Here is an 11,081-nt window from a genome sequence, read left to right on the forward strand (position 1 = left end):
CCGATGGGGTCAGCGGAGACGGGCCCCCACCCGCGCGGCGGCTGCGTCGACGGCGGCCAGCTTGGCCTCGTTGGCCTCGTCCTCGGTGAGGGTACGGTCCGGGGCGCGGAACCGCAGCGAGAACGTCAACGATTTGTTGCCCGCTCCGACCTGTTCACCGGTGAAGACGTCGAACAATGCGATGTCCTCGAGCAAGTCGCCGGCCCCCTCACGAGCGCCTTCTGGACGTCCGCAGCCGGGACCTCCCCTCCGACGACGACATTGACGTCCTGCAGGACCGCGGGGAACACCGACACCGACGGCGCCGGGAGTCGCGCGTCCAAGGGCAGTGCGTCGATGTCGATCTCCACAGCGCACGTCCGCTTCGGCAGATGGGCCCGCTCGAGCACCGCGGGGTGGAGTTCGCCGGCGTAACCGACCGTGCGGCCGTCGACCGTCAGCCGCGCGCAGCGGCCGGGATGCCACGGGCGCTGATCGTCGGCGGTGAGCTCGACGGTCACCCCCGCCGCGCGACCGATCGTGCGCGCCGCCTCGAAGGCGTCGAGGTGGTCGGCGGCGCGTCCCGGGCCCCAGGGGCCTGCGGGATCGCGCAGTCCGGTGAGGACGACGCCGACGTGGAGCGGCTGATGGGGCAGCGAGGCGTCGAGCGCCGCGATCTCCTCGTCGGTCGGGCGGCGCGTGACGTCGAGCGCGTCCACAGCGGCGACGTGATCGCCGGCGATGACGACCTGACCGATGGTGAACAGCGACAGATCCCGCTGACCGCGTGCGATGTTGCGGGCCGCCATCTCTAGGAGGCCCGGCAGCAGTGTGGTGTTCAGTTCGGGGCGATCGGATTCGAGCGGATTGAGGACCTTCACGGTGCGTCGCCGTTCGTCGTCGGCGGGCAGGTCCCAGAGGTCGAACACGCCGGCCGGCATGAACGGATACGGCAGGACCTCGACGTAGCCGTCGAGCGCGAGGGTGCGTCCCACGCTGCGCCGGCGTCGCTGAACCGGGGTGAGTCCGGTGCCGCCGGGCGCGCGCGGAACCACGGCGGGGATGTCCTCCAAGCCCTCGAGACGCAGGACCTCCTCGACCAGGTCGGCGCGTTGCCGCAGATCGGGTCGCCACGAGGGCGGGAACACGTCCAGCTCGTCGGTCCCGGTCACCACGCAACCGACCTCGGTCAGCCGCGCCAGGGTGGTTCCCGGCGGATAGCTGACGCCCGCGACCCGGTCCGGTTCGTCGGCTGCGATCGCGATCGTCGACCGGATCGGGGTCTGGACATGCGTCTCGGACAGCGGTGAGGCGATCCGGCCGCCGGCGATCTCGACGATCAGCCGGGCGGCGCGGTCGGAGGCCACCGCGGTGATCTCGGGGTCGACGATCCGCTCGAACCGCTTGCTGGCCTCGGAGGTCAGCTTATGGCGCTTCGCGGTGCGGAAGACCCGAACCGGATCGAAGGTCGCCGACTCCAGCAGCACCGTCGTCGTCTCGGGACCCACCTCGGTGCTCGCGCCGCCCATGACACCGGCCAGGGCGATCGGTCCGGACTCGTCGGCGATCAGCACATCCTCGGGGTCGAGGACGCGGACGGTGTCGTCGAGGGTGGTGAGCTTCTCCCCCGGCTGGGCCGACCGGACCGTGACGGCTCCGGTCACACGGTCGGCGTCGAAGGCGTGCAGCGGCTGACCGAGTTCGATCATGACGTAGTTGGTGATGTCGACGATCGCGGAGATGGGGCGGATACCGGCGACCATGAGCCGCTTCTGCATCCACCACGGGGAGATCGCAGTCGGGTCCACACCGGTGATGACCCGAGCGGTGTAACGCGTCGCGCCGGAGTTCTCGTCGATGGCGACCGGCCACGCCGGGGCCGACCCGTCGTCCGCCAGGTCCGCGGCCCGGAGTCCGGGATCGACGAACGGGACCCCGAAGCTGCCCGCGAGCTCGCGGCCCAGGCCGCGCACCGAGAACGCGTAGCCGCGGTCGGGGGTGACGTTGACGTCGATCGCCGCGTCGGCGAGTCCCAGCACCTCGCGGGCGTCCGCGCCCGGTTCGGCGGTCCCGGGCGCGAGCACGAGGATGCCGCTGTGATCGGTGCCGATACCCAGCTCGGAGACCGAGCAGATCATGCCGTCGGACACCCGGCCGTAGGTCTTACGCGAGGCGATCTCGAAGGGACCGGGGAGCACGACCCCCGGCAGCGCGGCGACGATCAGGTCACCCTCGGCGAAGTTGCGTGCACCACAGACGATTCCGCGGGGCTCGTCCTCACCGACGGCGACCGTGCAGAACCGGATCGGCTTCTTGAACTCGGTGAGCTCCTCGATCGTCTCCACGCGACCGATCACCAGCGGTCCGGTGATCTCCGGGAACGCCTCGATGTCCTCGATCTCGAACCCGACACGGACGAAACCGGCGTCGACTTCATCGGTGGTCGCCGACCACTGCGGGTCGCCGGCGCGGAGGACCTCGGTGTACCAGGACTGTGGTGCACGCACTGTGTATCAACTACTTTCGTCGCGTCGTGAGGAGTCGTCGGGGCGGGATCTGCGCGGTGCCGGTCAGGCGGCCGGACCGAACGGGAGGGTGAACCGGATGTCCCCCTCGACCATGTCCCGCATGTCAGAGATGTCGTTGCGGAACTGCAGGGTGCGTTCCAGGCCCATCCCGAACGCGAATCCCGAGTACACATCCGGGTCGATACCGCTGGCGCGCAACACATTCGGGTTGACCATGCCGCAGCCGCCCCACTCGACCCAGCCGGGTCCGCCCTTCTTGGCGGGGAACCACACGTCGACCTCGGCGGAGGGTTCGGTGAACGGGAAGTAGCTCGCCCGCATGCGGGTCGTCGTCTCCGGGCCGAAGAGTGCCCGCGCGAAGGTCTCCAGGGTGCCCCGCAGGTTCGCCAGTGTGAGTCCCTTGTCGACGGCGAGTCCCTCGATCTGATGGAAGACCGGGGTATGGGTGGCGTCGAGCTCGTCGGTCCGGAACGTCCGGCCCGGGCACGCCACGTAGATGGGCAGGTCCCGGCTCAGCATCGAGCGCACCTGCACCGGCGAGGTGTGCGTCCGCAGGACCTGCCGCGATCCCTCGGGCGCGATGTAGAAGGTGTCCTGCATCGACCGGGCGGGGTGGTCGGGCAAGAAGTTGAGCGCGTCGAAATTGTAGTGCTCGGTCTCGACCTCCGGGCCCTCCGCGATCTCCCAGCCCATACCGACGAACACGTCGGCCACCTGCTCGGCGATGACGGTGATGGGATGACGCGCGCCCACCGGGCGCCGACCACTCGGCAGGGTCACGTCGATGGATTCGGCGACGAGGACCGCCGCGTCCCGTTCGGCGTCGAGGACGGCGGTGCGCGCCTCCAGGGCCGCCGACACCCGGCCGCGCACCTGGTTGACCAGCTTGCCGGCTTCGGAACGCTCCTCTTTGGGGAGGGAACCCAGCGCGCGCCGGGCGAGTGCGATCGGCGAGCGGTCACCGAGGTGCGCCGACTTGGCCGCGGCGAGCTGATCGAGGTCGGCCGCCGCCTCGAAGTCCTCGATGGCCGACGTCGCGGCCGCCTCGAGGTCGTCGGGTCCCGGGAATGCCGTTGCGTCGGCGGAAGTGGCCACGGTGGGCGTGCTCCTCGTGCGTCGATCGATGGATGGTCGGCATCGTCGTCGCGCTGTGCACGCCGACCCAACGGGCCGACGGACACCTCCGGCGCCGACGATGACTCCCGTCGAGGGTAGTCGACTACCGCGGGGCGCTGACCTGCAGGGAGGCGTCGTCACCGGGAAGCCCTGGCGCTGCCGTCGGACGACCGGCGGGAACCGCGAGGCAACGCGAGCAGGTGGCACAGGCGAGGCCCATGATCAGCCACCACACACCGTCGCCGGTCAGACCGCCGCGCGCGAGCATCAGCACTGCCACGCCGAGCCCGGCCAGCGCCGTCAGCAGGGCCGCGTTCCGCACCGGTCCGCTGCGCCGGGCGACCGGTTCGTCCCACCACGGCAGGGACCGGTTCTCGAGTGGGGACAGGATCGCGACCACCGGGACCATGCCCGCGAGCAGCAACACGGTCTGCGCCCCGACGATCATCGGGAAGGACGCCGCGCCGACGTCGCCGCGGTCGATGCCGGCCGCGGCGCACAGACCGATGATCGCCGCGAGCACCGGCAGATGCCAGAGATACAGCGTCATCGCGCCCCGGTTGCCCAGCACCACCCACCACCAGACGCGCGGACGGTCGGCCACGACCGCGAGGAACCGGCGCACCGCGATCGCGCCCGCGCACAACACGATCGCGTGGCCGGCGAGCAGCAGGCTCGGCGGACTCATGTTGGACAGGTGCTGGCCCGGCACCGTCACGAGGGAGACCTCGTAGGGTCCCCACGTGACGAGGACGAGGTCGGCTGCCAGCGCACCGGCGGCCGCGAGGACGGCGAGCCCGGGCCGCAGGATCTTCTTGGCGTACGCGACCCCGAGGACCGCGGGGATCGTCCACACGGCGAGGAAGTTCAGGTAGCCGAGCGCTGCGGGGCCGTCCGTCAGTCGGACGGCGTCGACGATCGCCGTGCTCCCCCAACACACCGCCAGGGCGGCCAGCACACCACCGACGGACCGGAGGCGCTGCAGGAACGGGACCACCGCCAGTACGAGCAGGTAGGCGCCGAGGAACCACAGCAACTGCACCCCGAGACGCGCGACCACGTCGGCCGCCGCCGTGGCACCGGTGCCGGACAGGACGGTGTACACGGCCGCGACGGCTCCGAGGTACCAGAACACCGGCCGCATCAAGCGTTGTGTCCGGGCGACGAGCCATTGCCCGGCGGTCGGTGTGTCACCGTCGCCGCGCGAGGTCCAGCCGCGGGTCGCCGCGGCGGCACCGGCGAAGAAGAACAGCGGCAGCACCTGCAGCAGCCAGGTCGCCGGCTGCAGTGCGGGCACGTCGCCGAGTGTGTTGCCGAGATGAATCGAGTCGTCGGTCACGTCGACGGTGAGCATGATCGAGTGACCGGCGACCACGACCGCCAGCGACATGATGCGGATCAGGTCGATGACGCGGTCGCGGTCCCCGGTGAGGGCGGCGAGTTCACGAGGCGTGGGCAGACCGGTCGACGCCGGCCGTCCCGAGACGATGCTGGGCATGGCGTCGAGTCTCGACCGCGGCGACCGGGACGGCCTGAGGGAAACTACTCGCTCGGGGTCGGCAATCCCCGCATCCGCGAACACACAACCGGCCCGCCCGGGCCGCGACCCTACTTGCCGAAGCCGGCTCGCTTGAGCGCGTCGGCCATCGCCCCGCTGGGTGCCGGGCGTCGATCGTTCCGGTTCCCGCCTCGGTTGCCCTGCCCCTGAGCGCCCCGGCCCTGGCCGCCCGGGTTGCCCCGTCCGCCGCCACGCTGCTCGTTCCTCCGCGGCTGATTGCCGCCGCCACGAGCACTGTCCTCCCGCCCTTGCCCGCGAGGCGCGCGGAAGGGTTTGCCGTCACTGCCCGGTTCGTCGTCGAGCCGCAGCGACAACCCGATGCGTTTGCGGTCGATGTCGACGTCCATGACCTTGACCTTTACGATGTCGCCGGACTTGACGACCTCGTGGGGGTCGGAGACGAAGCGGTGTGCCATCGCCGAGACGTGGACGAGGCCGTCCTGGTGCACGCCGACGTCGACGAATGCGCCGAAGGCGGCCACGTTGGTGACCTGACCTTCGAGGACCATCCCCGGGGTCAGGTCGGAGACCTTCTCGATGCCCGTGGCAAACGTCGCGGTCTTGAACTCCGGCCGCGGGTCGCGCCCGGGCTTGTCGAGTTCGGCGATGATGTCGACGACGGTCGGACGACCGAACGTCTCGTCGACGAACTCCTCGGGTCGCAACTTGGTGAGGGTCGCGGTGTCGCCGATCAGCGACCGGACATCGGTGCCCACCTTCTCGAGGATGCGTGTGACGACCGGGTACGCCTCCGGGTGCACGCTCGACGCGTCGAGCGGATTGTCGCCGTCGGCGATGCGCAAGAAGCCGGCGCACTGCTCGAAAGCTTTGGGGCCGAGCCTGGGCACCGCGGTGATCTGCTTGCGATCCCGGAACGCGCCATTGGTGTCACGATGCGCGACAATCGATTCCGCGAGGCCCGCGGTGATGCCGGACACGCGGGACAGCAGCGGCACCGACGCAGTGTTCACGTCGACGCCGACCGCGTTCACCGCGTCTTCGACGACCGCCCCGAGTGAGCGCGCGAGCAGGGTCTCGGAGATGTCGTGCTGATACTGCCCCACCCCGATCGACTTCGGATCGATCTTCACGAGCTCGGCGAGCGGATCCTGCAACCGGCGGGCGATCGAGACCGCGCCGCGGATGGAGACGTCGAGGTCCGGCAATTCCTTCGACGCGTACGCCGACGCCGAGTAGACCGAGGCACCCGCCTCGGACACGACGACGCTCGTCGGCGGCTTCTTGCCGGCCTCCTTGATCGCGGCCAGCAGCTCGCCGGCGAGCGCATCGGTCTCGCGTGAGGCGGTGCCGTTGCCGATGGCGATGAGCTCGACGCCGTGCTTCTCGACGAGTGCGCCGAGCACGGCGAGCGAACCGGACTTGTCGCGCCGGGGCTCGTGCGGATAGATCGTTGCGTGGTCGACGACCCTGCCGGTCGCGTTCACCACTGCGACCTTCACGCCGGTGCGCAGACCGGGGTCGAGCCCCATCGTCGTACGGGACCCGGCGGGCGCGGCCAGCAGGAGGTCCTTGAGGTTCGTCGCGAACACGGCGACCGCGTCGGCCTCGGCGGCCTGACGCAGCCGCATCCGGACGTCGAGGGACAGCCCGACGAACAGCTTGGTCCGCCATGCCCAGCGCACCGTGTCGGTGAGCCACCGGTCGGCCGGACGCCCCTGATCGGCGATGCCGAACCGGGCGGCGATGCGCTGCTCGTACGGTCCGGGGCCGGCGGGCCGGTCGGCCGCTTCCGGGTCGGCGTCGAGGGTGACCGACAGGATCTCCTCGCGCTCGCCGCGCAGCACGGCCAGCACCCGGTGCGACGGAAGCGAGGTGAACGGCTCGGAGAACTCGAAGTAGTCGGCGAACTTGGCGCCGGCCGACTCCTTGCCGTCGCGAACCGCCGTGCGCAGCACTCCGGTCTGCCACATCAGCTCACGGAGTTCGCCGACGAGGTCGGCGTCTTCGGCGAACCGCTCCACGGCGATCGCGCGGGCACCGTCGAGCTGCTCGGCGGTGAAGGTCGCCGGGTCCGTCGTCGGGTCCGAGAGCAGCGCATCGGCCACCGGCTCGTGTCCGGCCTCGCGTGCGATCTGGGCCTTGGTGCGGCGCTTCGGCTTGTAGGGCAGGTAGATGTCCTCAAGGCGCGCCTTGGTGTCGGCCTCGAGGATGCGCGCATCGAGTGCGGCGTCGAGTTTGCCCTGCGCGGCGATGGATTCGCGGACGGCCTGGCGTCGGGCCTCGAGGTCGCGCAGGTAACCGAGACGCTCGTCGAGGGTACGCAGCTGCGCGTCGTCGAGGCCGCCGGTGGCCTCCTTGCGGTATCGCGCGACGAACGGAACCGTCGATCCCCCGTCGAGCAACTCGATCGCCGATCGCACCTGACCGGCGCCCACCCCGAGTTCGGTCGCGATCGCCGACGCGATGCGGGAGTTCACGACCGCAGGATCGGGCGCGGGCACCGTCTGGGGTGCAGCGGCCGGCGAGCCGGGGGTCGCGGGTGCGGGTTCGGGCGCGGAGTCGGGTGACACAGTTTCTGACACGATCGCCGACCCTACCGGCCGACTCGGACAGCGGTCAGACGCGACCCGCCGCGCCGTGGACACGGGCGCTCTCGTACAGACAGATGGCCGCCGCGGCAGCGACATTCAGGCTCTCGGCGCGGCCACGGATGGGGATCGACACGCGGTGGTCGGCGGAGCGCTGCACCTCGACCGACAGGCCGTGGGCCTCGTTGCCGAAGAGCCATGCGACGCGGCCGGAGAGGATGTCGCCCGCCGCGTCCAGGGCGACCTCGCCATCGGCCGCGGTCGCCAAAAGGCTGATGCCGGACCCCCGGATGGCGTCGAGGGCGTCGTCGACGGCGCGCTCACGCACCACGGGCACCGTGAACACGCTCCCCGCGCTCGCACGGACGCACTTGCCGTTGTGGGGGTCGACGGCATCGCCGAGCAGGATCACCGCATCGGCGCCCATCGCGTCGGCACAGCGGATGAGCGTGCCCGCGTTCCCGGGCTCCCGCGGCTCGACCGCGATCGCGAGGAGTCGCGGCCCGGCGGAGAGAACGGCGTCCAGCAGCACGTCGAGCAACGGGCAGATCGCGAAGATGCCCGCGGGCGTGGACGTCTCGGCCAGCTTCGACGCGGCGCGGCCGGTGATCACCGACACCGGGACGCCGGCCGCCGCGGCGGTCTCGACGAGATCGCGGTGACGGAACTGCTCCTCGTCGGCGACCAGGAGCGTCTCGATCCGGCCGACGGTGAGCGCCGACGCGACTGCATTCGCCCCTTCGGCGAGGAAGCGGCCGTGCTCGCGCCGCTCGGCGGCGCGATGCAGCTTCGCATACGACACGACCCGCGAGGATCGCTCGGACAGCACCTCCGTCATCGGAGGTTCGTCCGCGCGACTCGCGGGTCGTGGGTGCTGGTGCGCAATCAGGCAGCCGGCGCGTTGACGTCGGCCGGCAGTGCCTTGCGGGCGACCTCGACGAGACCGGTGAAGGCCTCGGGATCGGTCACGGCGATGTCGGCGAGCACCTTGCGGTCGACCTCGACACCCGCGGCCTTGAGGCCCTGGATGAGTCGGTTGTAGGTGATGTCGTTGGCGCGGGCCGCGGCGTTGATACGCGAGATCCACAGCTTGCGGAACTCACCCTTGCGCGCGCGACGGTCGCGGTAGGCGTAGTTCAGCGAGTGGAGCTGCTGCTCCTTCGCCTTGCGGTAGAGGCGCGACCGCTGTCCGCGGTAGCCCTTGGATGCCTCGAGGGTGGACCGACGCTTCTTCTGGGCGTTGACGGCCCTTTTCACGCGTGCCATGTGTTAGATCCTTTTGCTTGTCAGATGTCTGGGGTCGCTGGCGTCAGCGGTTGAGCAGTCGCTTGATGCGCGGGGCGTCGTTCTCGCTGACGACGGTGGTGCCGTCGAGACGACGGGTGCGCCGGGACGACTTGTGCTCGAGCAGGTGGCGGCGGTTGGCCTTCTGGCGGACGATCTTTCCGCTGCCGGTCACCTTGAAGCGCTTCGCGGTGCCCTTGTGGGTCTTGCTCTTCGGCATGTTCTTCCTTTTCTCGGGCGAACTCGGGCACCGGACCCGGCGAGGTCCGGTGTGTACCCGTGTTCGCGTGTCGTGATCTCGGCCGGAGCGGTTCGGACTCTCGTCCGGCCGATCGACTCAGTTCTCGTCCGCTCAGTGCTCGCGGATCAGCTCGCGTCAGGGGCGGCCTTCGGGCCACCGGAACGCTCACGGCTCTCTTGCGCCTTCTGGCGGGTCTTCGCACCCTTGTGCGGCGCGAGGACCATCGTCATGTTGCGGCCGTCCTGCTTGGCCGAGGTCTCGACGAAGCCGTAGTCGGCGACATCGTTGCCCAGGCGTTGCAGCAGTCGGTAGCCGAGCTCGGGGCGCGACTGCTCGCGGCCGCGGAACATGATGGTGACCTTCACCTTGGATCCCGCTTCGAGGAACCGGATGACGTGACCCTTCTTGGTCTCGTAATCGTGGTCGTCGATCTTGGGACGGAGCTTCTGCTCCTTGATCACGGTCATCTGCTGGTTGCGACGCGATTCGCGCTGCTTCTGGGCCGCTTCGTACTTGAACTTGCCGTAGTCCATGATCTTGCAGACCGGCGGACGGGCGTCCGGGGCCACCTCGACCAGGTCGAGATCGGCCTCGTAGGCCAAGCGAAGCGCATCTTCAACACGCACGATGCCCACCTGCTCCGAGTTGGGTCCGACGAGTCGGACCTCAGGGACGCGGATGCGCTCGTTGATGCGGGTCTCAGTGCTGATGGGGCCTCCTTGTTCAATCCTGCAGTGGTAACCGTCGCGTCGTGGCGAGGGACGTATGCAAGAGAACCTGCGGGACACCTCAGCGAGGAAGCCCCGGGACTGATGTCCGCGGGGCTCCGATACCGACCGGTTCGTCCACGCGTGCCAGTGCTGACACACGCTGCCGACGACGTACAGCTCAGCATCCAGAGATGCGATCTGCGACGATCGGCGTGAACCGGACCGTGCAACTGCGAGAACCTCGCGTCGAACGGTGGGAGCGGAACTCCACTTACGACCCCGGCGCATACCAGGGCGGTCGTGCTATGGGAGTCTAACAGCCATGGCCGAGAACTCCTATTCGTCACCTGCACCGTTACCCCCGGAGGGTGCGACGGGCGATGGCGCCGACCTGGGAGATGCGGCGCACACCGATCCCGACAACGTCCGTGACCTGGGCGATATTCCGGCCATCGAGGTCATCACCCGATCCATCGTCATGCTGATGAGCGCGGCGGCCGAGAAGCTCGGCCTGGCCGAGGGGACCCCGGCCGACCGGATCGACCTGCCCGAGGCCCGCACCCTGATCACCGCCCTGGCCGGCATCGTCGACGCGTCGAAAGCCGATCTCGGCATCCACGCCGCACCGATCCGCGACGGCCTGAAGGGCCTGCAGCTGGCGTTCCGGGAGGCAAGTGCATACCCGGACGAACCCGGCGAGGGCCCGGGCGAGAAGTACACCGGCCCGGTTCGCGCGCCTCGGCGGTAGTGGCCTCGACACGCGGCGGCCTCGCTCCGCTCGGCCGGCGCTACTCGACCAGCGGAGGGCCTACGCTGGACCCATGACGAATGCCGAGGAGCCCGGACGGTCCGACGAGATCATCGATGCGGAGATCGTGCCGACCGGCCCGGTGCCCGGAGCGGTTCCCGATCCGGATTACTCCGACAGCGGCGTCCCGACCTTCGACTTCGTGCGCGACAAGATCGAGAACCGCATCACCACCGCGATCGGGTCGCAGGAGCTGGCGGAGACGAGCGCCGAGGGCCAGTCCGTCGACGAGATGATGCGCAAACGCGACGAGGCCGCGAAGAAGCGACTCGAGGAGATCCGCAAATCGATGGGTTCGTAGCACACTC

General features: G+C 69.8%; 9 protein-coding genes and 1 pseudogene. 2 read left to right on the top strand and 8 right to left on the bottom strand.

Translation table 11 applies throughout. The features are described 5' to 3' along the window. Positions 1-9: 9 nt before the first annotated feature. The 8 genes and pseudogenes from pheT to infC form a co-directional block, all read right to left on the bottom strand. A pseudogene (pheT, locus tag MVF96_RS14150) lies at positions 10-2,486 on the bottom strand (phenylalanine--tRNA ligase subunit beta). Positions 2,487-2,549: 63 nt separating this feature from the next. Next, complete coding sequence (gene pheS, locus MVF96_RS14155; protein WP_078113158.1) at positions 2,550-3,602, bottom strand: phenylalanine--tRNA ligase subunit alpha; 1,053 nt, start codon at positions 3,600-3,602, stop codon at positions 2,550-2,552. A gap of 124 nt (positions 3,603-3,726) precedes the next feature. Next, positions 3,727-5,121, bottom strand: a complete 1,395-nt coding sequence (locus MVF96_RS14160; protein ID WP_065632026.1) for an acyltransferase family protein — start codon at positions 5,119-5,121, stop codon at positions 3,727-3,729. A 110-nt stretch (positions 5,122-5,231) separates the two neighbouring features. Beyond that, on the bottom strand, positions 5,232-7,712 hold the full coding sequence (locus tag MVF96_RS14165; protein WP_272499261.1) for a Tex family protein: 2,481 nt from the start codon (positions 7,710-7,712) through the stop codon (positions 5,232-5,234). Positions 7,713-7,758: 46 nt separating this feature from the next. After that, positions 7,759-8,568 (bottom strand): TrmH family RNA methyltransferase, encoded by an 810-nt coding sequence (locus tag MVF96_RS14170; RefSeq protein WP_247449418.1) that lies wholly within the window; start codon positions 8,566-8,568, stop codon positions 7,759-7,761. A 47-nt stretch (positions 8,569-8,615) separates the two neighbouring features. Beyond that, positions 8,616-8,996 (bottom strand): 50S ribosomal protein L20, encoded by a 381-nt coding sequence (rplT, locus tag MVF96_RS14175; RefSeq protein ID WP_010844357.1) that lies wholly within the window; start codon positions 8,994-8,996, stop codon positions 8,616-8,618. A gap of 43 nt (positions 8,997-9,039) precedes the next feature. Further along, complete coding sequence (gene rpmI, locus MVF96_RS14180) at positions 9,040-9,234, bottom strand: 50S ribosomal protein L35 (RefSeq protein ID WP_012834577.1); 195 nt, start codon at positions 9,232-9,234, stop codon at positions 9,040-9,042. Positions 9,235-9,380: 146 nt separating this feature from the next. Then, on the bottom strand, positions 9,381-10,022 hold the full coding sequence (infC, locus tag MVF96_RS14185) for a translation initiation factor IF-3 (RefSeq protein WP_162540013.1): 642 nt from the start codon (positions 10,020-10,022) through the stop codon (positions 9,381-9,383). A gap of 265 nt (positions 10,023-10,287) precedes the next feature. Here infC and MVF96_RS14190 point away from each other — a divergent pair, with 265 nt between their 5' ends. Continuing rightward, a complete protein-coding gene (locus MVF96_RS14190; protein WP_058253854.1) occupies positions 10,288-10,713 on the top strand; it encodes a DUF1844 domain-containing protein in 426 nt (141 codons plus the stop codon). Between the two features lie 73 nt (positions 10,714-10,786). Then, positions 10,787-11,074, top strand: a complete 288-nt coding sequence (locus MVF96_RS14195) for a PspA domain-containing protein (RefSeq protein ID WP_247449420.1) — start codon at positions 10,787-10,789, stop codon at positions 11,072-11,074. Positions 11,075-11,081 lie beyond the last annotated feature (7 nt).

It is taken from the genome of Gordonia hongkongensis (genome assembly GCF_023078355.1).
Lineage (GTDB): Bacteria > Actinomycetota > Actinomycetes > Mycobacteriales > Mycobacteriaceae > Gordonia > Gordonia hongkongensis.

Bases quoted from the DNA above. Each gene is read 5' to 3' on its own strand.
- MVF96_RS14160 (WP_065632026.1), bottom strand. From the start codon at position 5,121: ATGCCCAGCATCGTCTCGGGACGGCCGGCGTCGACCGGTCTGCCCACG.
- MVF96_RS14170 (WP_247449418.1), bottom strand. From the start codon at position 8,568: ATGACGGAGGTGCTGTCCGAGCGATCCTCGCGGGTCGTGTCGTATGCG.
- rplT (WP_010844357.1), bottom strand. From the start codon at position 8,996: ATGGCACGCGTGAAAAGGGCCGTCAACGCCCAGAAGAAGCGTCGGTCC.
- rpmI (WP_012834577.1), bottom strand. From the start codon at position 9,234: ATGCCGAAGAGCAAGACCCACAAGGGCACCGCGAAGCGCTTCAAGGTG.
- MVF96_RS14190 (WP_058253854.1), top strand. From the start codon at position 10,288: ATGGCCGAGAACTCCTATTCGTCACCTGCACCGTTACCCCCGGAGGGT.
- MVF96_RS14195 (WP_247449420.1), top strand. From the start codon at position 10,787: ATGACGAATGCCGAGGAGCCCGGACGGTCCGACGAGATCATCGATGCG.